This window comes from Spirillospora sp. NPDC046719 (assembly GCF_040645715.1).
Classification (GTDB): domain Bacteria; phylum Actinomycetota; class Actinomycetes; order Streptosporangiales; family Streptosporangiaceae; genus Spirillospora.
In genome coordinates, this window is record NZ_JBEYYT010000123.1 from 1 (window position 1) to 23743 (window position 23743).

Annotated in this window: 24 protein-coding genes; 10 read left to right on the forward strand and 14 right to left on the reverse strand. The window is 73.4% G+C overall.

The window, feature by feature from the left end; all coding sequences use genetic code 11:
• Positions 1-64 precede the first annotated feature (64 nt).
• Positions 65-841, reverse strand: a complete 777-nt coding sequence (locus ABZ914_RS21815) for a sulfite exporter TauE/SafE family protein (RefSeq protein WP_500195193.1) — start codon at positions 839-841, stop codon at positions 65-67.
• A 125-nt stretch (positions 842-966) separates the two neighbouring features.
• Positions 967-1755, reverse strand: coding sequence for an ABC transporter ATP-binding protein (locus ABZ914_RS21820; RefSeq protein WP_433143873.1), 789 nt, complete (start codon positions 1753-1755; stop codon positions 967-969).
• Positions 1756-1996: 241 nt separating this feature from the next.
• On the opposite strand from ABZ914_RS21820, the gene ABZ914_RS21825 reads away from it, so the two are divergent.
• The gene (locus ABZ914_RS21825) at positions 1997-2752 is read left to right on the forward strand and encodes an Rv1486c family protein (RefSeq protein WP_387028090.1); all 756 of its coding nucleotides are present in this window, start codon (positions 1997-1999) and stop codon (positions 2750-2752) included.
• Positions 2753-2842: 90 nt separating this feature from the next.
• Here ABZ914_RS21825 and ABZ914_RS21830 read toward each other — a convergent pair whose 3' ends face one another.
• The 5 genes from ABZ914_RS21830 to ABZ914_RS21850 all read right to left on the reverse strand — a co-directional run bounded on the left by ABZ914_RS21830 (position 2843) and on the right by ABZ914_RS21850 (position 7139).
• A complete protein-coding gene (locus ABZ914_RS21830; RefSeq protein WP_190856099.1) occupies positions 2843-3586 on the reverse strand; it encodes an RDD family protein in 744 nt (247 codons plus the stop codon).
• An 88-nt stretch (positions 3587-3674) separates the two neighbouring features.
• A complete protein-coding gene (locus ABZ914_RS21835; protein ID WP_387028094.1) occupies positions 3675-4124 on the reverse strand; it encodes a DUF2752 domain-containing protein in 450 nt (149 codons plus the stop codon).
• Between the two features lie 334 nt (positions 4125-4458).
• A complete protein-coding gene (locus ABZ914_RS21840) occupies positions 4459-5244 on the reverse strand; it encodes a PP2C family protein-serine/threonine phosphatase (protein ID WP_190856098.1) in 786 nt (261 codons plus the stop codon).
• Positions 5245-5280: 36 nt separating this feature from the next.
• Positions 5281-6003, reverse strand: coding sequence for a response regulator (locus tag ABZ914_RS21845; protein WP_190856097.1), 723 nt, complete (start codon positions 6001-6003; stop codon positions 5281-5283).
• The gene (locus tag ABZ914_RS21850) at positions 6000-7139 is read right to left on the reverse strand and encodes a GAF domain-containing sensor histidine kinase (protein ID WP_500195196.1); all 1140 of its coding nucleotides are present in this window, start codon (positions 7137-7139) and stop codon (positions 6000-6002) included. The genes ABZ914_RS21845 and ABZ914_RS21850 overlap by 4 nt, the downstream gene beginning before the upstream one ends.
• A gap of 189 nt (positions 7140-7328) precedes the next feature.
• Here ABZ914_RS21850 and ABZ914_RS21855 point away from each other — a divergent pair, with 189 nt between their 5' ends.
• From ABZ914_RS21855 to ABZ914_RS21865, 3 genes are read left to right on the forward strand one after another with little or no spacing between them, the layout of a single operon-like run.
• Positions 7329-8018: an SDR family oxidoreductase gene (locus ABZ914_RS21855; protein WP_500195198.1), complete on the forward strand. Its 690-nt coding sequence runs from the start codon at positions 7329-7331 to the stop codon at positions 8016-8018.
• Positions 8015-9388, forward strand: a complete 1374-nt coding sequence (locus tag ABZ914_RS21860; RefSeq protein ID WP_500195200.1) for an MFS transporter — start codon at positions 8015-8017, stop codon at positions 9386-9388. Before ABZ914_RS21855 ends, ABZ914_RS21860 begins: the two co-directional genes overlap by 4 nt.
• A complete protein-coding gene (locus ABZ914_RS21865; RefSeq protein WP_500195202.1) occupies positions 9385-10413 on the forward strand; it encodes an S-adenosylmethionine:tRNA ribosyltransferase-isomerase in 1029 nt (342 codons plus the stop codon). Before ABZ914_RS21860 ends, ABZ914_RS21865 begins: the two co-directional genes overlap by 4 nt.
• Here the strand turns inward: ABZ914_RS21865 and ABZ914_RS21870 are convergent.
• Positions 10402-11082 carry a hypothetical protein gene (locus tag ABZ914_RS21870; protein ID WP_500195203.1) on the reverse strand — a complete coding sequence of 227 codons (681 nt, stop codon included), beginning with the start codon at positions 11080-11082 and terminating at the stop codon, positions 10402-10404. The two genes, ABZ914_RS21865 and ABZ914_RS21870, sit on opposite strands and share 12 nt — an antisense overlap.
• Before the next feature lie 385 nt (positions 11083-11467).
• On the opposite strand from ABZ914_RS21870, the gene ABZ914_RS21875 reads away from it, so the two are divergent.
• Positions 11468-11800 (forward strand): hypothetical protein, encoded by a 333-nt coding sequence (locus ABZ914_RS21875; protein WP_500195205.1) that lies wholly within the window; start codon positions 11468-11470, stop codon positions 11798-11800.
• A 102-nt stretch (positions 11801-11902) separates the two neighbouring features.
• Here ABZ914_RS21875 and ABZ914_RS21880 read toward each other — a convergent pair whose 3' ends face one another.
• Entirely contained in the window at positions 11903-13162 is a 1260-nt protein-coding gene (locus tag ABZ914_RS21880) for an HNH endonuclease signature motif containing protein (protein ID WP_500195206.1), read from the reverse strand.
• A gap of 457 nt (positions 13163-13619) precedes the next feature.
• Here ABZ914_RS21880 and ABZ914_RS21885 point away from each other — a divergent pair, with 457 nt between their 5' ends.
• The 3 genes from ABZ914_RS21885 to ABZ914_RS21895 all read left to right on the forward strand — a co-directional run bounded on the left by ABZ914_RS21885 (position 13620) and on the right by ABZ914_RS21895 (position 16338).
• Positions 13620-14789: a helix-turn-helix domain-containing protein gene (locus tag ABZ914_RS21885; protein WP_500195207.1), complete on the forward strand. Its 1170-nt coding sequence runs from the start codon at positions 13620-13622 to the stop codon at positions 14787-14789.
• 141 nt (positions 14790-14930) lie between these two features.
• Complete coding sequence (locus ABZ914_RS21890) at positions 14931-15230, forward strand: hypothetical protein (RefSeq protein ID WP_500195209.1); 300 nt, start codon at positions 14931-14933, stop codon at positions 15228-15230.
• Between the two features lie 397 nt (positions 15231-15627).
• Positions 15628-16338, forward strand: coding sequence for a protein-L-isoaspartate O-methyltransferase family protein (locus ABZ914_RS21895; protein WP_500195211.1), 711 nt, complete (start codon positions 15628-15630; stop codon positions 16336-16338).
• On the opposite strand, the gene ABZ914_RS21900 is transcribed toward ABZ914_RS21895, so the two are convergent.
• Together ABZ914_RS21900 and ABZ914_RS21905 are read right to left on the reverse strand one after the other, a co-directional pair.
• Positions 16325-17062 carry a VOC family protein gene (locus tag ABZ914_RS21900; protein ID WP_500195213.1) on the reverse strand — a complete coding sequence of 246 codons (738 nt, stop codon included), beginning with the start codon at positions 17060-17062 and terminating at the stop codon, positions 16325-16327. The two genes, ABZ914_RS21895 and ABZ914_RS21900, sit on opposite strands and share 14 nt — an antisense overlap.
• A gap of 137 nt (positions 17063-17199) precedes the next feature.
• Positions 17200-17448: an SCO4226 family nickel-binding protein gene (locus ABZ914_RS21905; RefSeq protein ID WP_500195215.1), complete on the reverse strand. Its 249-nt coding sequence runs from the start codon at positions 17446-17448 to the stop codon at positions 17200-17202.
• A gap of 227 nt (positions 17449-17675) precedes the next feature.
• Between ABZ914_RS21905 and serB the strand changes: the two genes are divergently transcribed.
• Positions 17676-18884, forward strand: coding sequence for a phosphoserine phosphatase SerB (gene serB, locus ABZ914_RS21910; RefSeq protein ID WP_190856086.1), 1209 nt, complete (start codon positions 17676-17678; stop codon positions 18882-18884).
• A 9-nt stretch (positions 18885-18893) separates the two neighbouring features.
• Here serB and ABZ914_RS21915 read toward each other — a convergent pair whose 3' ends face one another.
• Entirely contained in the window at positions 18894-19694 is an 801-nt protein-coding gene (locus ABZ914_RS21915) for a MerR family transcriptional regulator (protein WP_500195217.1), read from the reverse strand.
• Positions 19695-19729: 35 nt separating this feature from the next.
• Positions 19730-20221: a VOC family protein gene (locus tag ABZ914_RS21920; protein ID WP_190856085.1), complete on the reverse strand. Its 492-nt coding sequence runs from the start codon at positions 20219-20221 to the stop codon at positions 19730-19732.
• A gap of 344 nt (positions 20222-20565) precedes the next feature.
• On the opposite strand from ABZ914_RS21920, the gene ABZ914_RS21925 reads away from it, so the two are divergent.
• The gene (locus ABZ914_RS21925) at positions 20566-22887 is read left to right on the forward strand and encodes an FUSC family protein (RefSeq protein ID WP_500195219.1); all 2322 of its coding nucleotides are present in this window, start codon (positions 20566-20568) and stop codon (positions 22885-22887) included.
• Here the strand turns inward: ABZ914_RS21925 and ABZ914_RS21930 are convergent.
• The gene (locus tag ABZ914_RS21930) at positions 22862-23332 is read right to left on the reverse strand and encodes a SixA phosphatase family protein (RefSeq protein ID WP_500195221.1); all 471 of its coding nucleotides are present in this window, start codon (positions 23330-23332) and stop codon (positions 22862-22864) included. The two genes, ABZ914_RS21925 and ABZ914_RS21930, sit on opposite strands and share 26 nt — an antisense overlap.
• Positions 23333-23743: the final 411 nt, after the last annotated feature.

Genomic DNA, 23743 nt, shown 5'->3' on the forward strand with positions numbered 1-23743 from the left:
GCCAGCGGAGCGGGGAAACAGCCCGTCAACCGTGACGGGGGTTCCAGGGGGTCGCCCCCCTGGGCTAACGCAGCAGGTTCACGATGGCCACGAGGCCGACGACGACGATGACGCCGCGGAGGACGAGGGGCGGGATGCGGCGGCCCACCTTGGCGCCGATGAAGCCGCCGACGGTGGAGCCCGCCGCGATCAGCAGCACCGCCCACCAGTTGATCCCGGTGTCGCCGAACAGCCAGGTGGCGATGAACATGATCGCCGCGGTGCCGTTGACGATGGCCGACAGCACGTTCTTGCTCGCGTTGAGCCGCTGGAGGTCGTCGTCCAGCATGATGCCGAGCAGCGCGATCAGCACGATGCCCTGCGCGGCGCCGAAGTAGCCGCCGTACATGCCGGCGAGCAGCACGCCGAGCCACAGCCAGGGCCCGCCGTGCGCGTGGCCGCCGCCGCCGTCCTCGCGCCGCGTGCGGATCCAGCTCTGGAGCCGGGGCTGGACGACGACGAGGATCAGCGCGATGACGATCAGGATCGGGACGATGAACTTGAACGCGGAGGCGGGCAGGCCGAGCAGCAGCAGCGCGCCGATCACGGCGCCGGTCAGGGAGGCGCTGCCGAGGCGCAGCAGCCGGGCGCGCTGGCCCTTCAGCTCGGCGCGGTACCCGTAGGCGCCGGTGACGCCGCCGGGGACGAGGCCGATGTTGTTGGACACGTTCGCCACGACCGGTACGTAGCCGAGCGCCACCAGCGTCGGGAACGTGATCAGGGAGCCGGACCCCACGACGGTGTTGATGCCTCCGGCGGCGACCCCGGCCGCGAAGACCGCGGCCGCGTCCAGCAGGTTCAAGAGGGCCCCATCCCAGCGCTAGCGGTTGGCAACGGCGCTCATGATGGTAGGGACAGCGCAGCTCAGGACGGTAATGGGGGTGCCCGTTACCTGGTGGTCCGCCCGGAACGCCGGGAGGGGCGCGCTCAGCGGACGGCGCGCGCGTACCAGCGGCCGCCCTGCCTCTCGATGGTGAGCGGCAGGCCGAAGCAGGCCGTCAGGTGCTCGGCGGTGAACACCTCGTCGACCTTGCCCTGCGCGACGATCTCGCCCCGGCGCAGCAGCAGCGCATGGGTGAAGCCGTCGGGGACCTCCTCGACGTGGTGGGTGACCATCGCCATCGTCGGGGCGGTGGGGTCGTCGGCGAGGACGGCGAGCCGGGCGACGAGGTCCTCGCGGCCGCCGAGGTCGAGGCCCGCGGCGGGCTCGTCCAGCAGCAGCAGTTCGGGGTCGGGCATCAGCGCGCGGGCGATCTGCACGCGCTTGCGCTCGCCCTCCGACAGGGTGGTGAACGTCCGGCTCATCAGCTCGGCGCAGCCGAGGGCGTCCAGCAGCGCGACGGCGCGGCTGACGTCGGTGGAGTCGTACTCCTCCTGCCAGCGGCCGAGGATGGCGTAGGAGGCGGTCAGCACGAGGTCGATGACCTTCTCGCCGGCGGGGACCTTCTCGGCGAGCGCGGTGCTGGCGAGGCCGATGCGGGGCCGCAGCTCGAACACGTCGGTGCGGCCGAGCTCCTCCTCCAGGATCTCCACCGAGCCCTCGGTGGGGTGCATCATCGCGGCGGCGACCTGCAGCAACGTCGTCTTGCCCGCGCCGTTGGGGCCGACGATGACCCACCGCTCGCCCTCGTTCACCGTCCACGTGACATCGCGCAGCAGGGCCGAGCCCCCGCGCTTGACCCCGACTCCGCGGAGCTGAAGTACCTCGCCGGCCATCGCGCGCCTTCGTCCCCATTCCCGGTGATCCCACCGGTCCCGGTCCGGACCGGTCCGTTCTCCAGGAAAGAACCTATGCGATGCCGGGCCTCCGCCGCCCCCCGGCTCCCCGCCGAGCCGCCCGTCCCGCGCGCACCGGAAGGGAGGAACGTCCCGCGGGCCCGATGGCAGTGGCGATCCGAGCGCTTATGGTGGATCGCATGTCCATTGGGGAGTGTCGGACGCGATGAGCTCGGACGGGATGAGCAGGGACGTGGCGACCGCGCTGGTCGCGTGGGGCAATGCCTGGCTGACGGGCAGCGTCGGCCTGGACGAGGCGGTGGACGCGGTCGAGAAGGCGGGGGGCCCGCAGATCCTCGGCGGCGAGCCCGCCGAGGTGACGCTGCGCCGCGGGCTCGGTGACCTGCGCGTCGGCGGGCTGACCGCGCTGCGGCTGGCGCTGCCCGAGCCGGGCGACCCGCTGGGGCTGACCGGCCCGGCCGAGTTCAACCGGTCCGCGATCGACGCGGGCGCGGCGGTGGTCGCGCTGCTCGGCGACCGGGCGATCGGGCTGGTCCCCGAGGAGGACCGGCGCGGCTCGTCGTACGTCGGGGTGCGCTGGACGACGCACGACGCGTCCGCGAACCCGCCGGACGTGCCGGGCCTGGCCGACGCCGACCGGCAGCTGACGCTGGCGATGCGGGACGCGACGGAGGCGCTGCTGGCGGTGGACGACGTGTCCGGGGTGCCGCCGGAGATCGCGGACGCGCTGGTCGACCTGCGCGACCCGCACCGCGGCGACCATCCGCTGGCGCCCGGGTATCCGCCGCGCGCGCACAGGGTGGCGGCGCTGGCGGGCCGGCTGGCCCTGGTCGTGGACCTGGCGCGGCGGATGGACGAGCGCGGCCTCACCGCCGACCAGATGCGCCGCCGGAGCGAGGCGCTGCGGCTGCTCGACCGGGCGGTGCGGCGGGCGCGGGTGGCCGCGTGCAACAGCGCGTTCGATCCCGTCCCGTAGGCGCCCTCTCCGGCGCGGTGATGAGAACGTGCCAAAAAGGAAAGCGGGACGTCCCCGGAGGGACGCCCCGCTTCAGTGCGCCGCGAGTGCTCAGGTGCGGACGACGAGGGTGTTGCAGATCTTGTCGGCGAAGGTCTGCTTGCGCTCGTCCCACAGCGGCCACAGGTAGCCGATGTCGCAGGCGATGCTGTCGGCGAAGTGGGCGAGGCGCCGGACGAAGGCGCCGCCGAAGCCGAGGACCTGCCCGGTCTGGGCGCTGACGACCTTGATGCCCATCTGGCGCTTGCCGATGGTCTGGCCGGTGGTGCCCTCCTGGTAGATCATCCAGATGCCGCCGCCGAAGCCGATGACGATGGCGACCAGCAGGAACAGCAGGCCGAGGAACGCGCCGCCGCCGCTGCCGCTGCCCATCAGCAGGAGGGCGATGAAGTAGAGGATGCCGACGGGCGCGCCGATGATCAGCCCGTCGATGATGGTGGCACCGGCACGCGAGCCCCACTCGGCCAGCTGGCCGGTCGAGCCGTAGTGGTGGTGGTGCACCTCCTGGTAGGCCGGCTGCGCCGGGGCCGGGGGGGCGCCGTAGGCCGGCTGCGCGGCGGGCGGCTGGCCGTAGCCGGGCTGCGCCGCGGGGGGCTGGCCGTAGCCGGGCTGCGCCGGCGGCTGGCCGTAGCCCGGCTGCGCCGGGGGCTGGCCGTAGCCGGGCTGCTGCTGACCGTATCCGGGCTGCTGGGCCGGGGGCTGGCCGTAACCGGGCTGCTGCTGTTGCCCGTACCCGGGCTGCTGCTGTTGCCCGTAGCCCGGCTGCTGACCGTACGGGTCGTAGGGGTTACCCACACTTGCTCCTTATTGATTGACCCTGTGGATATGTGACGCCCGCCGGACCCGGAGGGCTCCGCAAGTCTGACCGACGATCGACCGCGGCTCAAACCCGCAGAACACCGAACCGGACGAGCTGCCACAGCTCCGACCCGACGAGGGCGGCGCCGAGCATTCGGGCACGGGTCTTCGGCTGGAGTGCCCACCACCGTCCTCCGAGCCCCAGGGGGGCGAGGGCGACGGCGGCCGCACCGGTCAGGGCCAGCGGGTTCGCGAGGACGGCGCGGACCGGATGGCCCTCGCCCGCCTCGATGAACACGGTGGTCCCCCCGCACAGGGGACACGGGAGACCGGTGAGCGCCCGCAGGGGGCAGAGCACGCCGGGGTCGTGGAGGCGGTGGATCCATGAAACGCCGACGGCCGCAACGGCCATCGCCGCAACGCGCAGCAGCACGCCTCGTGGGCCGTGCCGCGCTGCGGTGAGGGTCCGGCTGACGAGCCGGCCGAGCGCACCCTCCGGTGCACCGGCGGCCGCCGCCCCGGGCGCTCCCCCCAACGAATCCTCCGCCTCGAAGACAAACGGCTGAGTGACCCGTATACCGGGTGCACCCGGAGGCGGGTCAAGTGCGGGCGACGATCCGCGACGCGACCGTTACCGAGGGCACGCTGAGCCCACCTCGGAGCAAGACTAGGACAAATCGCCAGCTACGCGGGCAGAGTTATGGGTTACGGATGCCACGAATCACGTCGCGAGCAGCGCGGGAACGCACGCGGGCGGCCACGGGCAAGCGGCCACGGGCAAGCGGGCGCGGGCAGGCGGACACGGGCAGGCGGACGCGGGCGGACGCGCGCGGCCGTACGGGCGGCCGCCGGGCGCGGCCGCGCCGGGGTCAGGACTGGGCCGCGGCGCCCACGGTCACGGGACCGCCGGCGTCGGCGTGGTACTCCGCCTCGACGACGTCCGCCACGACCGCGGTGATGTTGTCGGGACCGCCGTTGGCCCGCGCCTCCTCGATCAGCGCGGCGACGGCGCGCTGCGGGTCGGCCTCCGCGGACAGCAGCTCGTAGATCCGCTGCGCGTCGACCGGGCCGCTGAGGCCGTCCGAGCAGAGCAGGTAGCGGTCGCCGAGGCGGGCCTCGCGCAGCCGCAGGTCGGGCTCGCGGTCGTCGCGGCCGTCCAGCACCCGGTACAGCACGTGCGACAGCCGCGACGTCTCGGCCGGGTCGGCGGTCTGCCCCGCCTGCTCGGCCTCCGCCTTGAGCAGCTCGTCCATCGTGTGGTCCTGGGTCATCTGGAACAGCTCGCCGTCGCGCAGCAGGTAGCCGCGGGAGTCGCCGATGTGCGCCAGGGCGACCGACTCGCCCGACCACAGCATCGCGGTGAGCGTGGTGCCCATCCGGCTCAGGTCGGGCCGCTCCTCGCGGACGATGCGCAACTTCTCGTTGGCCTCCGCGACCGCGCGGCCGAGGCTCTCGACCAGATCGTCACCATGGGCGCCGGTGTCCAGCGAGCGCAGCGAGCCGATGACGGTCGAGCTCGCGACCTCGCCGCCGGCATAGCCGCCCATGCCGTCCGCGACCGCGATCAACCGAGCACCGGCGTAGCCCGAGTCCTCGTTGTTCTCTCGGTTGCACCCGATGTCACTGCCTGCTGCGTACCTGATTGCTACGTTCATACCGATTTCGATGACGATCCTGTCAGAGGAGTTGTATCACTCACGAGCGGCCTCCCCGGCCCGGTCCGCGCCATCCCGGCCGGCACCGTCCCGGGCGGTGCCGTCCCGCCCGACGCCGTGCCGGACGGCGTAGAGCGCCGCCTGCGTCCGATCCTGCACTCCCAGTTTCATGAGCAGATTACTGACGTGCGTCTTGACCGTCTTCTCCGAGACCACGAGCGCGCGGGCGATCTCCCGGTTGGACCGCCCCCGCGCGATGTGCACGAGCACCTCCCGTTCCCGTTCGGTGAGCGCGCCCAGGCCGCGGTCGGCCGGCTCGCGCTCGGGCTCCGCGCGCAGCATCGCCTCCGCCGCGTCCGGTGCGAACAGCACGTGCCCGTCGTGCACCGCCCTGATCGCCTGGACGAGGGCGCGCGGGTCCACGTCCTTGTACAGGTAGCCGGCCGCGCCCGCCTGCACCGCCGGCAGCACGTGCCCGCGCTCGGTGACGCTGGTCAGGATCAGCACCCGCGCCTCCACCCCCCGAGCCCGCAACTCCGTCAGCGCGGTCACGCCGTCGGCGCCCGGCATCTTGAGGTCCATCAGCACGATATCGGGCTTCAGCGATTCGGCCAGCGTCACCGCCGACGTGCCGTCCTCCGCCTCGCCGACCACCTCGATGTCGTCCTGGATGCCGAGGAACGTGCGCAGCCCCTGCCGGACGACCGGATGGTCGTCGGCGATCAGCACCCGGATCGGCGGCGCGGGCGGCGGCGTCACAGCGGCACCTCCAGCCGCACCGTCGTGCCGCGCCCCGGGGCGGCGTCGATGCCGAACGTCCCGCCGATCGAGCACGCCCGGTCGCGCATGGACGCGAGGCCGAGCCCGCCCTGCTGGTCGCCGTCGGACGCGGCGAACCCCGCCCCGTCGTCGGCGACCTCCAGCACGGCGCTGCCGTCCAGCACGCGCAGGCTCACGTCGACCGTCCGCGCCCCGGCGTGTCGCAGCGCGTTGTAGACGGCCTCCTGCGCGATCCGCAGCACGACCGCCTCCTGGTCCTCCTGCAGGACGACCGGTTCGCCCGCGGTGAACCGGACGGCGGTCTCGTGCGCCCGGTCCAGCACCTCGGCGTGCTTGCGCAGCGACGCGACGAGGCCGTCCGCGAGGTCGGCGGGGCGCAGCTCGAAGATGACCGCGCGCAGCTCGGCGAGCGCGTCGGCGGCGAGCCGCTCGACCTGCTCCAGCTCCTCGGCGGTCCGGACCGGGTCCTTCTCCGCCAGCGCGGCCGCGGTGCGCGCCGTCAGCCGCAGCGAGAACAGCTTCTGCGCGACGGCGTCGTGCAGCTCGCGGGCCAGCCGGTTCCGCTCGGCGACGACCGTCAGCTCGCGGTTGTGCTCGTAGAGGCGGGCGTTGGTGATCGCGATCGCGGCGTGCGCGGCGAACAGCGCGAGCAGGTCCTCGTCGTCCTGGGTGAACCCGCCGGGCCGCTTCTTGTTGGCCAGGAAGATGATGCCGAGGACGTCCTCGCCGTCCTTGATCGGCACGCCCAGGAAGTCCTTCAGCACGGGGTGCGCGACGGGCCAGCCCTCGAACTCGGGCTCGCGGCGGATGTCGGCCAGCCGCTTCGGCGTGTCGCCGCGCAGCATCGCCGCGAGCATGCCGTGCTGGCGGGGCAGCGGGCCGATCCGCTCCCAGTCCTCGTCGGAGACGCCCTCGACCACGAACTCGGCGAACGAGCCCTCGTCGTCGGGCACGCCGAGGGCCGCGTACCGGGCGTCCAGCAGCCGCGCGGCGGCCCGGACGATCACCTGCAGCACCTCGTGGACGGACAGGTGGCGGGTGACGGCGAGCACGGCGGAGCTCACCGCGTGCAGGGTCGCGCCCTGCCCGGCTCCGAGCCCTTCCGCGTCGCCCATTCCGGCCTCTCGTCTCCCCCTTAGCGCGCCCTTCGACGCGCACATGTGAAGACCGTACTCGGTTTTGCCCCCGCGCCTCCGGACGCGAGCGCCGGCAAGGGGGTCCGGGAGTCCTAAGACCATTTGCGGAGCGGGCCCGGGGGCCGATGGCCGATGCCGGACCGCGGCCCGCTTCCTAGCGTCGAGGGCATGAAGACGGCCGCTGGAAAGACAGCACTGATCACTGGAGGATCCCGGGGGCTCGGGCGGGCGCTGGCCCGCGAGCTCGCCGGGGACGGCTGGGCGCTCGTCATCGACGGCCGGGACGCCGCGGCGCTGGAGGCCGCGGCCCGGGAGATCGGCGGCGACGTCACCGCGATCGCCGGGGACGTCGCCGACGCCGCCCACCGCGCCGACCTCGCCCGCGCGGTCTCCGGCGGGCTCGACCTGCTCGTCAACAACGCGAGCACCCTCGGGACGACGCCGCTGCCCCGGCTCGCCGACCAGCCGGTGGCCGACCTCGCCGCGACGTACGCGACGAACGTCCTCGCGCCGCTCGCGCTGATCCAGGCCGTCCTGCCGGTGCTGCGGGACCGGCAGGGCGCGATCCTCAACGTCTCCTCGGACGCCGCGGTCGAGAACTACGAGACGTGGGGCGGCTACGGGTCGTCGAAGGCGGCGCTGGAGCAGCTGTCCAACGTGCTCGCGGCGGAGGAGCCGTACGTCCGCGTCTGGTGGGCGGACCCGGGGGAGATGCGCACCGACATGCTGCGCGCCGCCGGGGAGGACGCCGACGCCGCGCCGCCGCCCGAGGAGGCCGCCGCCGCGTTCCGCCGGCTCGTCGACGGCCGTCCCGCCAGCGGCCGGTACCGCGCCGCTGACCTGGCGGCCGTGCGATGACCACCGTGCTCGAACCGGACGAGGCCACCGCCGGGGAACGGCCGCGCCAGGGGGTGCTGGACGGCGGGTACCGGGTGGCGACCCTCGGGATCGTCCTCGTCGTCACCTGCCTGGCGTTCGAGTCGATGTCCGTCGGGACCGCCATGCCCGCCGTCGCCAGGGACCTCGACGGGCTGTCGCTGTACGCGTGGGGGTTCAGCGCGACGCTGATCGCGAGCCTGCTGTCCATCGTGCTGGCCGGCGGCTGGGTCGACCGGTCCGGCCCGGCCCGCCCGTTCATGATCGGCCTCGCGGTGTTCGTGGCCGGGCTCGCCGTCGCCGGCGCCGCGCCGACGATGTGGCTGTTCGTCGCCGGGCGCGCAGTGCAGGGCCTCGGCTCCGGCGTCCCGATGGTCGCGCTGTACGTGGTCATCGCCCGCGTCTACCCCGAGCACCTGCGGTCCCGGGTGTTCGCCGCGCTGTCGGCCGCGTGGGTGCTGCCGTCGCTGGTCGGCCCGGCCGTCGGCGGCGCCGTCGCCCAGCACCTCGGCTGGCGCTGGGTGTTCCTCGGCCTGATCCCGCTGGTCATCCCGCCCGCGCTGCTGCTGACGCCCACGCTGCGCGGCGTCCGGAGGTCCGAGGCGGCACCGGACGCGGCCGGCCGGACCCGCTACGCGTCCGCCATCGCCGCCGCCGCGGGCGCCGGGCTCCTCCTCTACGGCCTCGGACGCACCGGCTGGGCCATGGTGCCCGCCGCCCTGATCGGCCTCGCCGGTCTCGGCTACGGGCTGCCCCGGCTGCTGCCCGCCGGGACCCTCCGGATGCGGCGCGGGCTGCCCAGCGTCGTCGTCGTCCGCGGCCTGCTGTCCGGCGCGTTCTTCGGCGCCGACTCGTTCATCCCGCTGACCCTCACCTCGCTGCACGGGTTCAGCCCCACCAAGGCCGGCGTCGTGCTGACCGTCGGGGGGCTCGGCTGGTCCGCCGCGTCCCAGATCCAGGGCCGGTCCAAGCGGTCCCGCGAGTTCTTCGCGCTGCTCGGCGCGGTGCTCGTCGCCGCCGGGATCGTCGCCGTGACCGTCGCGCTCCAGCTGTCCGGCTGGGCCGCCGTGCCCGCCTGGATCGTCGGCGGCGCCGGCATGGGCTTCGCGATCGGCAGCCTCAGCGTCCTGATGCTGGACCTGTCCCCCGAGGACGAGCAGGGCGTCAACTCCTCGGCCCTGCAGATCGCCGACACCCTCGGCTCGTCCCTCGTCGTGGGCGCCGCGGGCGCGCTCGTCACCGGCTTCGGCACCGGCCGCCTCCACCCGGGGCTCGCCGCCGCCGGGGTCATGTTCGCCGCGATCGCCGCCGCCGGCGTGGTCGCCGCACTCCGCCTGGAGGCCCGGAAATGACCGACATCATCGACTTCACCCTGCCGCCCGACCTCGAAGCCCACGAGCCGCCCGAGGCCCGCGGCCGCAGCCGCGACGGCGTCCGCCTCCTCGTCGGCCGCCGCGCCACGGGCGAGGTCTCCCACCACGAGTTCCGGGACCTGCCGACGCTCCTGGACCCCGGCGACCTCCTCGTGGTCAACACCTCCGCCACGCTGCCAGCCGCCGTCCGCCTCGACCGCATCAGCGTGCACTTCTCCACCCCCCTGCCCGGCGACGGCGACGACCGCGACTGGATCGTCGAGCTCCGCCGCCTGTCCGGCAAGGCGAGCCTCCCCTACGGCGGCGGCAGCCCCGGCGAATGGATCCCCATGCCCGGCGGCGCCACCCTCACCCTCATCGGCCGCCGCACCGACCGGCTCTGGCAGGCCCGCCTCAGCACAAGCGTCGTCCCCTACCTGCGCCGCCACGGCGTCCCCATCCGCTACGGGTACGTCCGCCGCGACTGGCCCGCCTCCGCCTACCAGACCGCCTTCGCCCACGACCGCTCGACGGGCAGCGCCGAGATGCCCAGCGCCGCCCGCCCCTTCACCCCGGACCTCGTCACCCGCCTGGTCTCCCGGGGCGTCCTGATCGCCCCGATCACCCTGCACACCGGCGTCGCGTCGCCCGAGGCCCACGAACCCCCGTACGCCGAGCGCTACGAGGTCCCGGCCGCCACCGCGGCGCTCGTCGGCCACGTCCGCTCCCATGGCGGACGGGTCGTCGCCGTCGGCACCACCGCCGTCCGCGCCCTGGAGACCGCCGTGGACGCCTCTGGACACGTCCAGGCGTCCTCGGGATGGACCGAGCACGTCGTCACCCCGGAAGGCGGCGTCCGTGCCGTCGACGGGCTTCTCACCGGCCTCCACGAGCCCCGCTCGTCGCACCTGATGATGCTCACCGCCATAGCCGGCCACGCCCTCCTCACCGCCACCTACAAGGCCGCCCTGGACGAGGGGTACCTGTGGCACGAGTTCGGGGACCTGAACCTGCTACTTCCCTAGAGACGGCGACCAGCAGAGGTGCGCGGGAATCCCGTCGGTCATGAAGCTCTCCTCGAACGGCTCCCACGGCCCGGGATGGTCGATGACGTGCACGCGCCGCCCCGCCGGCTCGCCCCGCCCCGCAGGCAGCTCGGGACGGGCCGAGCCCGCCGTGAGCCCGGCCCGCCCCGCGACCGCGAGGATCGTCTCGGCGTCGAACGGCCCGGTCAGCGCGATGTCGAACTGCTCAGGATCCAGGCGGCGCAACAGCGCCTCGACCACGTCCCGGTCCACCGCACGCGCGCGCGCCGCCTTGATGAGGTTCTCGAACGCGTCCGCCGCGCTCTCAGGGTCGTCGCCCCACGCCAGGAAGGACTCCTCGACCTGGTGGTCGCGCCCCACACCGCCACCGCCGTCCTCCAGGCCGTCCGGATAGTCGGTACGCGCCCACGCCGACCCATCCCACCAGTAGACGTACTGGACGATTTGCTCCTCGCGCATCATGCCCGCCAGCCACTCCCAGGGCAGCCACGCCGGGCCACCGGCCAGCAGGTCGATGGGCGGCACCTGGTGCCGGGTCTCGCTGTAGTCGACGTCGTAGCCGTACAGGATCGCCCGGCCGCCCTCGACCCAGCTCATCCCGTGCCAGCCGTTGCCGACGTCCTCGGTGCGCACCCCGTCGTCCCGCACCGCCGCACCCACCCCGGGGTGCCCGCGCTGAGCATGGCCGTGGCGCACGCCTCCGCCCACAGGTCCTCAGGATCCGCCAGCTCCAACTCCACAGGCACAGACCACTCCCGTCCCACCGATGACCGTCCGCCGTACGACGCGGCCCTAGCCCCCGCAGTTCCCGAGCTGTCAGGCCCCGCCAATATCGTCCGACCATGCCCCTGGTGGACCGCTACGAGAACCCCACCACCGCCCCGAATACAGCGCCCTCGTCGTACGAGCCACCCCCTGGACCACCAGCCCCGCGCCGGAACCGGCCCGCCGACGACGTCCTCGACCCGCCGGGTCGCTTGTCCCGCGATTCGCGTCCCTGGGACGACCACTCCGAGCCCACGCCCGGACGGCGATGGACCTGGTGGCACACGCGTTGTGGTCACCCGGCCAGGCCACCAAGGCCGACCTCGCCGAGCGTCTACTCCTGCCTATCCACGAGATCGACGCAGCCCTGGATCACGCGCTGCGACGCGGCCTGCTGCACGTGGACGACCCCACCACCGCGACCTTCTCCATGACCCCCGTGGACAGGCGCCCACCCGAGATACGCGACCCCTTCGCCCTAGAGCACCGTGCCGCTCTTGAGGCGTGGGCTAAGGCGAACGACATGAAGCTCAACCAGCGCGGGAACATCCCGCCCGCGGTCGAGGAGCAATTCCGCCGCCACCGAGGCTCCCTCGGCTGACCCCGCCATCACGAGCACCCCGGCCGTGGATTCGCCGTGTGGGCATGCCGCAGCCGCTCAGGACCAAAAGGGATCCGAGGCAGGTCCTGAAATCGGTGGTGGTCATGCGGCCCGGTCGAGGGCGGGATCACCCGGTGGCCCATTGCTCGGTGCCGCGGGCCGGGCATCGGCCGGCGGCAGCAACCGGTATACATACCGCCCATTCCGATCCTTGCTGATCTGGATCTGATCCGGGCGGCTGTGCTTGAACCGGTTATGCCACCCGCACGTCAGGGTGAGCTGATCGATATCGGTCGGCGATCGGCCGAGCGCCCATCCGTGAACGTGATCCACTTCGCAAAGGGTGCCGGGCACCTCGCACCCCCGCACCGCACACGACGGGTACAAGGCTTCCAGGACCTGCCGTTGCGCCGGGCTCGCGAACCGCTCGCGCCATCCCAGGTACAGCGGGGTGTTGCCCTTGCCCAGCAGGAGCGGTGCGACTCCGGCCGAGAGGGCGATGCGGCGGGCCTGCTCAGCAGGGATCGGCGTCCCATCGATGAGCCGGGCGGGGGCGTTGCCGCCGGTGAGGGTGTCCAGGTCACAGATCACGGTGACCTTCGAGGCTTTGTACCCGCCCGACAGCACGCCGGACAAGGCGGCCGCCGTGCGCTCACCCAGGTCCCGGCGGTCATCGGGCCCGGCGGGCTTGGCCAACGGCGCCAGGGTGCCGTCCCAGATCGCGCCGTCTTCGGGGTTCAACCAGCCCTTGACGTACCGGCCGCCATTGAGGGACCGCGTCGTGGTCAGCCACGACTTGGCGTAGCCGCGGCGGGCGTCCTCGTCGGGTGCCTTTTCGGTGCCGTCGCGTTCGGCGATGACGTCACGGATGCGACTGCCGAACGCGGCGACCTTCCCCGCCGAGAACCCTTCATCGGCCATCTCCAGCAGCAGCGTCTCGGCCTGCGCACAGTCAATGTCGTCCAGCCGCGCGACCGAGTCCGCAATGGTGGTGGCGTAGCCGAACGACAACTCCCCGGCCGCCAGCCGCTGGGCGACCTGCGGAAGGCGGTGGCGCTGGCGAGCCAGTGCCAGGCGGTCTTTGGCGCGGTTGTCGCGCATCCCCAGACGGGACCGCAGCCATGCTTTGGGGGAGGGGTATCCCCACCGGGCTTGTTCACCTGCCGCGTCGACGCGGCCGATGAAACCGGCCATTGCGCTTTCCTGGAGGTCGGTTGCGGCGGCGAGCGTTTCGGTGAGTTCCAGACACGCGGCCGCGGATTCGGGGACCTCCCTCTTGGCGAGCTCAGTGGCGATCGTTGCGAGCGCGTCCACCAATTCTGCGGTGGACGCGCCCGCCAACTCGACCGTCACGGAACGCATACCTGCATTCTACTCACCGCGACCGACGATTGCATCGCGAATTCACTCCTGCAATGCGGATACTTTCCGGTATTCAAATGGCGGCTATTCCCACAGCACCGCCGGCAGCCTCACCCGTTGGAACACGCGTGCGGAAGGGAGTGGTGGGGTGGCGCGACCCGGGGGCGGGGCAGGCGGAGCCTCCCCCCATCACCTGCCCCGTACGCAAGCGCCACCCCACCACCCGAACACACCAAGGACCCGAATCCCGGCTCACTCCAAACAGGCTCTGGGATGTCGGGCATCGAGACGACCGAACTACGGCAGCTAGTGCTCCCCGCGCTTGACCGCGTCCACCCGCGCCCGGAACCCCCGCATGGCCGTGGCGCACACCTCCGTCCAGAAGACTGCCCCTTCCGCCGGCTCCGGCGTGTGACTTCGGTCAGCGGGTGCGGAATCGAGTGCTTAGCCTGGACGTATGAGCACTCGCAGCGTTGGAGAGCGGTTGAGGGCCGTACGCAAACGGCGCGGGCTCACACAAAAGGAGCTTTCCAGCCTCTCTGGAGTGTCCATCTCCCTCATCCGGAAGCTGGAGCAGGGAGAAAAGGAGGACACGCGGCTCGAAACGCTCCGCAAGCTCGCCTCCGCGCTGAGCGTTTCCACCTCCGACCTGATCGAGAGCCCCGCTCGGGGCGTCCTCGAATCCAACGGCCACGAGCAGTGGGAGCCCCTCCGCAAGGCGCTGAACGGACTGCACGGGCCCTCACCCGGTGAAGCCCCCAGCGTGCGCGGGGTGTCGGACGCGCTCGCGGCGTTGATGCCGCTCTTCTCCGGTGACCAGTACTCGCGGCTCTCCGCCGCGCTGCCGCCGCTGCTCCGCGACGCCGACGAACTCGGGGCGGACGCGCGGCCGGTCCGGGCTCGCCTGCTCCACCACACGGGGTGGCTGCTCACCCAGACACGCCAGTTCGACGCGGCGGACGCGGCGCTCCGGCGGGCCCTCGACGAGGCTCCGGACCGGCTGGAAGCGGCGGCGATCGTCAACACCCTCGCCTGGCTCGAGATCCGGCAGGGACGCCTCGCCGAATCGCTCGCGGTCGCGAGCCGGTGGGCGGACGAGATCGAGCCCCGGATGTCGCGGGCGACCATGGCGGAGCTGGCCGCGTGGGGGTGGCTGCTCGTCCGGCTCTCCGCCGCGGCGGTCAGGAACGCACAGCCCGGGGACGCTGAGGACGCCATCCGGCTGGCCCGAGCGGCGGCGGTGGCGATGGGGGCGGAGTACGCGCCGCCAAACGACTTCCTCCAGGCGTTCGGGCCGTTGACCGTGGCCATGAAGCGGGCGGAGAACGCCATGGTCGAGGATCGCCCGGATCGCGTGCTGGCGATGTCGCAGCGGATACCGGTGGCGGACCTCAGGCCCACGTCGAACAACCGGAACAGGCACTTGCTGGACGTCGCCCAGGCCCGGGTGTCCCTGCGACAGCACGCGGAGGCGTTCGACATGCTCCAGAGAATCCGGCACGACGCCCCCGAATGGATTCCCAACCAGCGCTACGCGCGCGACATTCTCGGGCAGATCATTTCCCGGCGCCGGACGTTGACGTCCGAGATGAGAGAATTCGCGGATTTCATCCACGTGGCCGTGTGACGCGACGTGGCACTTCGGAATCCGCTGACGCGAAAGTGCCATTGTTGCGGCGATGCCCGCTCCCTAGCGTCTCTCGCATGAGGGCTTACTGCCTTCGCCTAACGCGGTGACAGGCGTTCCCGAGTGTGAGGAGGTCGCGAGGTGGAGCATGCCCAGGCGTCGGAGGTCGACGTCCGGCACTACATATCCATGCTTGACCGGGAAGTGGCTACTTGGCCTGGTTTGGCGTGCGGGATTGTGCGGCGTCCGGGCGAAGGCGTCGTTCTGAACGTCGTGCGGATCGGTTCTGCGCTCAACTCGGTCGAGATCGTGTGCCGGAGGGTAGACGGCATCGACTGGTACGCCTGGGCGTCCGACGGCGAGTTGATCGGCGCCGTGGACTTCGTCGAGGACGTCGCCGCCGCGATAGCGCGCGTGCTCGCAGAGCGGGCCGACGCGTGAGTTCCGCGTTCACGACCGGAGGTTTCGCCGGCGTCGTGCTTCTGGTCGCCGTCTTCGGCGCCGTCTGTGGATTGGCCGGGGTGGTGCTGGGCGCTTTGTGGACGTCTCGGCGGCGGCGTCCGGCCAGACGTCCACGGCACCGCAGGGAGCCGGACGCGCCGCCGCTGATCGTCGCCGCTCCCACGGACCCGCTCCGCGACATCTACCGGCCGCGCCCTCGTTGAGGGGCAGGCGCTCGCGCCGGATGCGCACCCCCTGACGTCCGGTGCGAGGCGGGGTCGTCGCGAAAGGGCGGCCCCGGAACCCGGGTGTTCCCCCGACGCCCGGGAGAGGCGTCCCGGAGCCGTGGCAGTGCCGGGCTCCGGGGCGTCTCGCGACTACACGGAAGGAAAGCGCGATGGGTGAGCGCGAGAAGCAGGTCGGCTGTGGTGCCTGCGGTGGGAAGGGCGGGGCGTGGCAGACCGGCAGGGGCGTGAACGCCGTCAGTTCCAGCAGTGCGCCGCACATCGTCCGGGAGATGCTCGAACTCCTGCGCCCGGCTCCGGGGATGCGGGTGCTGGAGATCGGGACGGGGACCGGCTGGAACGCCGCCCTGCTGGCGGAGATCACCGGCCCGCACCGGGTGACGTCGGTCGAGATAGCGCCGGATCTCGCCGAGCGGGCGCGGCGGAACCTGGAGCGGGCGGGCTACACCGTCACTGTCGTGACCGGCGACGGCGAGGCCGGGCATGCCGGGGACGCCCCGTACGACCGGGTGATCGCCACGGCGGCCGTCACCGCGCTTCCGTACGCGTGGGTGGAGCAGACCCGGCCGGGCGGCCTGATCGTGGTGCCGTGGGGGCCGGTGTTCCATCCCGACTGCCCCGTCGCCCGTCTGGAGGTGCGGGCCGACGGCACGGCCGAGGGCCGCTTCCACGTGCCCGGATGGTTCATGGCCCTGCGCGACCAGCAGAGCTCACCGTCGGCGTTCGACGAGGCGGAGCAGCGCTGGAAGGCGGCGGGGCGGCCGGACGTGCGGCGGTACGGGGTCACGGTCGGCCCTGGGCGGCAGACCGTCTGGCTGGACCGGCCCGAAAACGAGGTCCGACTCCTGTTCAGCGGGGCGTGAGGAGGCAGAACTCGTTGCCCTCCGGGTCGGAGAGGACCGTCCAGGGGACGTCGCCCTGGCCGATGTCGGTGTCGGTGGCGCCGAGGGCCCGCAGCTTGTCCGCCTCCGCCGCGTGGTCGTCGTCGGGGTACGGGCGGAGGTCGAAGTGGATGCGGTTCAGCCCGGTCTTCACGTCGGGCGTGCGGATGAACTCCAGGTACGGCCCGACGCCCTTGGCGGAGCGGAGCCTCGCGAGATCGTCGGTGACCTCGTGCAGGGTCCAGTCCATCGCCTCGTCCCAGAACCGGGCCAGGGCCCGCGGGTCGGCGCAGTCGACCACCAGCGCGGCGATCGGGCCGGTGTCCTGGTAGAGCTCCCGGGGCTCCAGCACGCAGAACTCGTTGCCCTCGGGGTCGGCGAGGACCGTCCACGGGACGTCGCCCTGGCCGATGTCGGCGGGCGTCGCACCGAGATCCTTCAGGCGCGCGACCAGCTCCGCCTGGTGGGCCGGGGAGGTGGTGGCGAGGTCGATGTGAAGGCGGTTCTTGACCGTCTTGGGGTCCGGGACGCGGAGGACGTCGATGAAGAGGACGGCCGGGTCGGGATAGGCGACGCCCTCGGGCGCGAGGTTGGTCACGCCGGGTCCCTCGCTGTCCATGCCCCAGCCGAGCGCCTCCGCCCAGAACCGGCCGAGCGCGGAGTCGTCCCCCGCCTTCATCGCAATCTGAATGAGCCGCGTCGCCATGCCGCCGATCCTAGGGCCGGGCAGGCTGGGGCGCCGTGCGCCCGTCGGCTTCCCCGGCCTTGAAGAGGCGCCCCGGAGCCGCGGCGGTCGCGGGCTCCGGAACGTCTCGCGAACGGCCGCGGTCGCGCGGCCGTCCCTCAGATGGCCAGCGTTACGGAGTGGACCTCGTCGGCGCGGTGGCCGGCCCGGTCATGGATGCGCTGGACGGCGTCGGCGTCCGGGGCCTCGGACAGGCAGTAGACCGTGCCGGACTCCGGGTCGGCCCAGGTGTGCTCGAAGACGACGCCCTCCTGGTCCTGGATCGCGAGGTCGGCCTCGTGGGCCTCCCTGAGCTCGTCGCCGGTCACTCCGGTCATGCCGTGGTGCACGTCCATGAACTTGGCCATGGTTCCTCCCCCGATCTCGACGCTCCCGGCTCGGGGAGGCCGGACTCACGATCAGGCCGAGCCCCTGCCCCCGAGCCGATCGGACATTTCCGGCGTACCGCCCATCCTCCGCGGATAAACCTCGCATCGCGCGGGCCCCCGCCCCCTGACCGGCGGCGCGGCGCCGTCTCGCATGGCGGACCTGGCGCGCGAGGGGTGTTCCGCGGCCGGTACCGTTGTGGACAGCTATGGACGGGTCAGCACAGCGAACGCTGCTCATCACACTCACCGGACGCGACCGCCCCGGCGTGACGTCGCGGTTGTTCCGGACACTCTCCCAGTTTCCGCTCACGGTCGCCGACGTCGAGCAGGTCGTGATCCGCGGACGGCTCGTCCTCGGCGTCCTGCTGGCCTACACCGAGGGCGCCGACATCGGCCGGGTGTGGAACGCGGCCGAGAAGGTCGCCAACGATCTCGACATGGAGATCGAGCTGTCCACCGGCCGCAACAAGCGGATGCCGAAGCGCGGCGGGCGGCTGCACGTCACCGTGCTCGGCGCCCCGCTGAAGCCCGCCGCGATGGCCGGGATCGCCGGGCGGATCTCCGCGCACGGCGCCAACATCGACCGCATCGAGCGGCTCGCGCAGACCCCGGTGACCTGCATCGAGATGGACGTGTCCGGCGCCGACCCGGACACCCTGCGGGCCGGCCTCGCCACCGAGGCCGCCGAGCAGCAGGTCGACATCGCCGTCCAGCACGGCGGGCTGAGCCGGCGCGCCAAGCGGCTGATCGTCATGGACGTCGACTCGACCCTGATCCAGGGCGAGGTGATCGAGCTGCTCGCCGAGCACGCCGGCTGCCTCGACGAGGTCGCCAAGGTCACCGAGGCCGCGATGCGCGGCGAGCTGGACTTCGAGGGGTCGCTGCGGGAGCGGGTCGCGCTGCTCGCGGGGCTCGACGCGGCCGCGATCGACGACGTCCGCGACAAGCTGCGGCTCGCGGCGGGCGCCCGCACCATGGTCCGGACGCTGAAGCGCCTCGACTACAAGTTCGCGATCGTCTCCGGCGGGTTCACGCAGGTCACCGACGCCCTCGTGGAGGATCTCGGGATCGACTACTCCGCCGCGAACACGCTGGAGATCGCGAACGGGAAGCTCACCGGGCGGGTCACCGGCCCGGTGATCGACCGGGCCGGCAAGGCCGCGGCGCTGCGCCGGTTCGCCGCGGAGGCCGGCGTCCCGGTCAGCCAGACCGTCGCGATCGGCGACGGCGCCAACGACCTCGACATGCTCCAGGCCGCGGGCCTCGGCGTCGCCTACAACGCCAAGCCCGTCGTCCGCGAGGCCGCCGACACGGCCGTCAACGTCCCGTACCTGGACACGATCGTCTTCCTCCTCGGGATCTCCCGCGAGGAGGTCGAGGCCGCCGACGCCGCCGACGCCGTCCGACAGGACTGAGCCGGGGGATCACTCCCAGGCGGCGGTGGCGGGGTCGACCCCGCGGGATCCGGCGTTCGCGAAGATCGCGTCGCGGAGCCAGGCGGTGAGGCCCGGCTCGATGCCGTCGAAGTAGGCGGCGAAGCCGGGGTCCTCGGCGAACATCCGCCCGAGGCACGCGTGCATCGCGTGGGTGCAGTCGAAGTAGGTGCCCAGCAGCGCGCGGTGCCGCTCCGCCAGCGTGTTCGCCTCGGCGGAGCCGGGGGCCACGCAGGCGCGGCAGGCGGCGGCGAGGTCGGCGTTGAGGGCCTCGGTCCGCGCCGCGACGTCCTTCCAGTCCCGCGGCGTCATCCGGGCGGCGCGTTCGGCGTACTGCGTCCACTGCGCGGTGCCGCCCCAGCGGTCGCGGGCCTCCCCGACCCGCTCCGGGCGCCAGTCGGCGCCGAAGATCTCGACCTGCTCCTCCGGCGTCAGCCGCAGCCCGGCGTCCAGCGCCTCCAGCATGCGGTCGACGGCGCGGGCCATCTCCCGGAGCCGCCCGGCGCGGCGCTCCAGCTGCGCCCGCTGCCGCCGCAGGTGATCGCGGGCGTCGGCGGACGGGTCGTCGAGGATCCGGGCGATCTCGGCGAGCGGGAACCCCAGCTCCCGGTAGACCAGCACGCGGTGGACGCGGGCGATGTCGTCCGCCGAGTACACCCGGTACCCCGCCGGGGTGTGCCCGCTCGGGCGGACGAGGCCGACCGCGTCCCAGTGGTGCAGCGTCTTGACGCTGACCCCGACCAGCGCGGCGGCCCGTCCGACGGTCAGCCCATCCGCCTCGGGATACGTCACCGGCCCAGTGTGCACCAGGCCGGTGACGGGTCCGCTCACGGCCGCGGGACCTCGAAGCCCGCCTCCCGCATCCAGGCGGCCTGCGGGCCGTCCGGGTCGAGGGGCCGGGCGGCCGTCATCACGACCCGCGCGTTCTCCGGCGTGACGACCTCCAGCTCGACGGAGTTCCACGGCTTGTCCACCGGCCCCTTCGTGCATCCCGGCGCCAGCTCCTCGCAGCGCGCGGCGATCTCGTCGATCTGGCCGAGCACGCAGGCGAAGCTGACGCTCACCGCCGTGGCCGCGCCGGCCGGCTCGCCGGGCACCAGCAGGACGTCCTGGAACGCCCATCGCCGCAGGTGGGTCACCCGGTCCGGGACGGAGAACAGGTCGACGAAGCCGAGCCCGCGGATCCAGAAGTCCTTGGAGGCCGCGAGGTCGCGGGCGGGCACGGTGACGAACATCGGCATGCCGTAGATCTCGCGGTAGATCTCCGCGGGCTTCGCGTCCGGCACCGGCATCGGAACGGGGCTGAGGTACTCGCTCATGGGTCCCGATCGTCGACCCTCCCGCGACGTCAGGGTCAACTCCGGCGGACCGAGGTGCGCCTCCGGCTGCGGTCCGGGCCTAGGGTGACGATCATGCCCTCCGACGTGATGTCGGGGTTCGCCGCCGACGAGCACGAGTTCACGGTGCGGCGGATCTTCCCCCGGTTCGGCACGGTGCGCGAGATCGCCGCCTACCTCTGATCGCCACGCCCGCCGCCCCGCTCTGCCCCGGCCCGGACCGGCCCGGAACGATCATCGCGGGGGTTTCGGGGTAGGAGTGCCGGTATGCGGTCACCGGCACCCGCCGGGACCGGCGGGACGAGTCGGGAAGGCGAGCCGGAGCGGTGCTGAAGCGTGCGCGGTCGGCGTACGCCCAGATCAACGGGCAGTCGGCCCCGTTCTATGGGCTGGCGGCGGCGCTCGCCATGGCGATCCCGCTGCTCGCCGGGTCGCTGACGGGCCGCCCCGCCCAGGGCTCCATGATCGCGCTCGGCGCCTACCTGGTGGCCTTGCGCGCGCCCGAGGGCCCGTACGGCAACCGGGCGCGGGACCTCGCGAGCGGCGTGCTGATGGTCGCGGTCGGATCCGCGGTCGGCGGGCTGCTGAGCGGGCACGCGTGGCCGGCGGTGATCGTGGTGCCGCCGCTCATCGCGCTCGGCGTCGGGGTGCCGCGGATCGGGTCGACCGCCGGGCTCGCGGTGCTGCTGAGCGCGATCCGGCCGCCGTCCGCCGACGTCATCGGCGTCGGGCTGCTGGAGCTGATCGGCGGGCTCCTCACCATGGGGCTGCTGCTGGTCCCGTGGCCGGTGCGGCGGCTCCGGCCGCTGCGGGAGGCCCTCGCCGAGGCCGCCGACCGCGTCGCCGAGGCCCTCGACGCCGTCGCGCAGGACGTCGGCGCGCCCGACCCGAGCGCGCTGAACGCCGTCGAGCTCACCAATCCCGACCTGATGGCCGTGACCCGGATGCCGGACTGGGAGGAGCGGCGCCGCGCCGCGTCCGAGGCCCTCACCGACGCCCGCGCCACCTACGGCCTGTACCGGTCCGGGCGGGGACGGGCCAGCGACGAGCCGACCCGGCCGGAACGGCTGATCGACGCGCTGGGCCGCGTCCTGCACGAGACGGTCACGCTGCAGGCGGTGCTGGAGGCCGCGAAGAACTACCCGCCGGACCGCGAGTGGACGCTGGAGACGCAGACCGCCGTGTCCGCGCTCGCGGCGCGGCTGCGGCTGCTCGCGGGCGCGATCGCCACCAACGGGGAGGCGCCGCTCGGCGGCGAGGAGTCCGGGGCCGTCCGCCGCATGGGGCGGCTGTCGGAGCAGATCCGGCGCGCCGGGCTCGCCGGCGACGAGGACCTGATCGCGGTGTCGCTGATCGGGCAGGTGCGGCGCTCCATCGACCGCATCGCCGGCGAGACGGCCTCGGCGCGCCGCACCATCGCGGGCGGCCTGCGGATCGGGATCGGCCCGCCGCGGATGCCGGGCGCGCCCGACCCGAGGGCGGAGCTGGCCCGGATCCGCCGCGCCGTCCGCACCCGCTCCCCGATGTTCCGGCAGATCACACGGGTGTACGTCACCGCCGTCGTGTCGATGGCGCTGGCCGCGGGGCTGCACATCCCGCACGGCCACTGGCTGACGATCACCGCGATGCTGAGCCTGCGCGCGACGTACGGGGAGACCGTCGAGCGGCTGGTGCAGCGCGTCGGCGGCACCGCCGCCGGATCGGTGGTCGCCGCGGTCGTGCTGACGCTGGCGCCGACGCAGCCGCTCGTCGCGGTGATCGCCTTCGTCTTCGCGCTCGCCGGGTTCGCGCTGCGCCCGATCAACTTCGCCTACTGGGGGCTGTTCGGCACGCCGCTGGCGATGATGCTGCTCGACTTCTCCGCGCCCTCCGACTGGCGCATCGCGGGCGAGCGGATCGGCCTGGTCGCCGGGGGCACCGTGCTGTCGTTCCTCGCCGTCCGGCTGCTGTGGCCCGCCGGGCACCTGGAGCGGCTGCCCGTCCAGCTCGGCCGGATGATGGCGGTGCACGCCGACCTCGTCCGCGCGGCGGCGGACGTGGTGGGCGGCGAGCGGGTCCGGCTGCCGCAGGAGAAGGTCGTCACCGCCGAGCGGTCCGCCGAGGCCGTCGCGGAGACCCGGGACCGGCTGACGCACGAGCGGGTGCCCGACACGGCGCAGATCGGCCGGCTGCGCGACGCCGTCCGCGCCGCGCACCGCGTCCGCGACCACCTGATCGCGGTCTCCCGGGTGACCCGGGAGGAGGCCGTCGACGCCGGGCCGGTGCCGGAGATCCTGGACCGGCTCGCCGACCAGCTGGAGGAGGCCGCCGGGCTGCTGGAGGACCCCGACGACGAGGAGCTGCGGAACCGCTCGCCCGCCGCGGAGCTGGAGGAGGAGCTCGCCGGCCTCGACGACTATCTGAAGACGCTCACCAAGCGGCGACGCGCCGAGATCAGCTCGGGCGTCGGCCGGGAGGAGCTCACCCCGCTGCGGCAGGCGCTGGCGCAGGTGTCCGGGACCCGGTACACGGTCCGGTCGCTGCGCCGCGACATCGGCCGGGTGATCGACGCGTCGCTGGCGGCGGTCGGCCAGAACACGCCCGCGCCCCGGCCGGACGCCGCCCGGCCGGACGCCGCGCCGGTCAGTCCTTCGGGGTCCGGAACGTGACGAGGGTGCCGAGGCCGGGCCGGACGTCCGCCCACGCGCCCGGCAGCTCCACGACCGCGAGCGCGCAGGTCGGGAACCGGTCCGGGGCCCGCCCGGTCAGGTCGTGGACGAACTGGTGCACCGCCGGGTTGTGGCCCACGAGCAGGACCGTCCCGGCGTCGTCCGGCACCTCCGCGACCAGGGACAGCAGCAGGTCCGGGTCGTTGTCGTAGATCGTCGGCTCGAAGGCCGTCCCGGCGGGCGGCCGGACGGCGAGCAGGTCGAGCGTCTCCCGCGTCCGGACGGCGGGGGAGCACAGCACCCGCGCGGGGGCGAGGCCCTCCGCGCGCAGCCACTCCCCGGCCGCCGCGGCGTCGCGCCGCCCGCGGCCGTCGAGGGCGCGGTCGATGTCGGTCCCGAAGCCCGCGACGGCCTTGGCGTGGCGGAGCACGATCAGCGTCGGCATGCCGCCACCCTACGGCGCGACCAGCGCCGCCAGCCCCCACAGGGCGAGCAGGATGGCGAGCATCCCGCAGAGCACCAGGGCGAAGCCCTTACCGCCGGACAAGGCCGGCTTGTCGCCGCTCGCCACAGCGCCTCCCGTCTCCTCGGTATGCGTTCCCGCGTCGCTTTCCCGCGTACAGCGTACGACCGGTGCCGCGTGGTCCGGACACCACCCGGGGGGAACGCGAAAGGGGCCGGTGGCGCGACGCCACCGGCCCCTCGGATCCCGGACGGGTCAGGACGCCCCGGCCGGCGACTCGTCGGCCTTGCCGGACGCCGCCGAGCCGTTCGCCTCGACCGCGACCGCCTCCTCCGCGGGGGCCGGCGCCTGCTCGGGCGCGGTGGCCTCGACGGCGCCGCCCTTCGCGCCGCC

Bases quoted from the DNA above. Each gene is read 5' to 3' on its own strand.
- ABZ914_RS21930 (WP_500195221.1), bottom strand. From the start codon at position 23,332: ATGCCGACGCTGATCGTGCTCCGCCACGCCAAGGCCGTCGCGGGCTTC.
- ABZ914_RS21875 (WP_500195205.1), top strand. From the start codon at position 11,468: ATGGACCTGGTGGCACACGCGTTGTGGTCACCCGGCCAGGCCACCAAG.
- ABZ914_RS21820 (WP_433143873.1), bottom strand. From the start codon at position 1,755: ATGGCCGGCGAGGTACTTCAGCTCCGCGGAGTCGGGGTCAAGCGCGGG.
- ABZ914_RS21850 (WP_500195196.1), bottom strand. From the start codon at position 7,139: ATGGGCGACGCGGAAGGGCTCGGAGCCGGGCAGGGCGCGACCCTGCAC.
- ABZ914_RS21855 (WP_500195198.1), top strand. From the start codon at position 7,329: ATGAAGACGGCCGCTGGAAAGACAGCACTGATCACTGGAGGATCCCGG.
- ABZ914_RS21905 (WP_500195215.1), bottom strand. From the start codon at position 17,448: ATGGCCAAGTTCATGGACGTGCACCACGGCATGACCGGAGTGACCGGC.
- ABZ914_RS21840 (WP_190856098.1), bottom strand. From the start codon at position 5,244: ATGAACGTAGCAATCAGGTACGCAGCAGGCAGTGACATCGGGTGCAAC.
- ABZ914_RS21880 (WP_500195206.1), bottom strand. From the start codon at position 13,162: ATGCGTTCCGTGACGGTCGAGTTGGCGGGCGCGTCCACCGCAGAATTG.
- ABZ914_RS21885 (WP_500195207.1), top strand. From the start codon at position 13,620: ATGAGCACTCGCAGCGTTGGAGAGCGGTTGAGGGCCGTACGCAAACGG.
- ABZ914_RS21900 (WP_500195213.1), bottom strand. From the start codon at position 17,062: ATGGCGACGCGGCTCATTCAGATTGCGATGAAGGCGGGGGACGACTCC.
- ABZ914_RS21860 (WP_500195200.1), top strand. From the start codon at position 8,015: ATGACCACCGTGCTCGAACCGGACGAGGCCACCGCCGGGGAACGGCCG.
- ABZ914_RS21865 (WP_500195202.1), top strand. From the start codon at position 9,385: ATGACCGACATCATCGACTTCACCCTGCCGCCCGACCTCGAAGCCCAC.
- ABZ914_RS21920 (WP_190856085.1), bottom strand. From the start codon at position 20,221: ATGAGCGAGTACCTCAGCCCCGTTCCGATGCCGGTGCCGGACGCGAAG.
- ABZ914_RS21895 (WP_500195211.1), top strand. From the start codon at position 15,628: ATGGGTGAGCGCGAGAAGCAGGTCGGCTGTGGTGCCTGCGGTGGGAAG.
- ABZ914_RS21825 (WP_387028090.1), top strand. From the start codon at position 1,997: ATGAGCAGGGACGTGGCGACCGCGCTGGTCGCGTGGGGCAATGCCTGG.
- serB (WP_190856086.1), top strand. From the start codon at position 17,676: ATGGACGGGTCAGCACAGCGAACGCTGCTCATCACACTCACCGGACGC.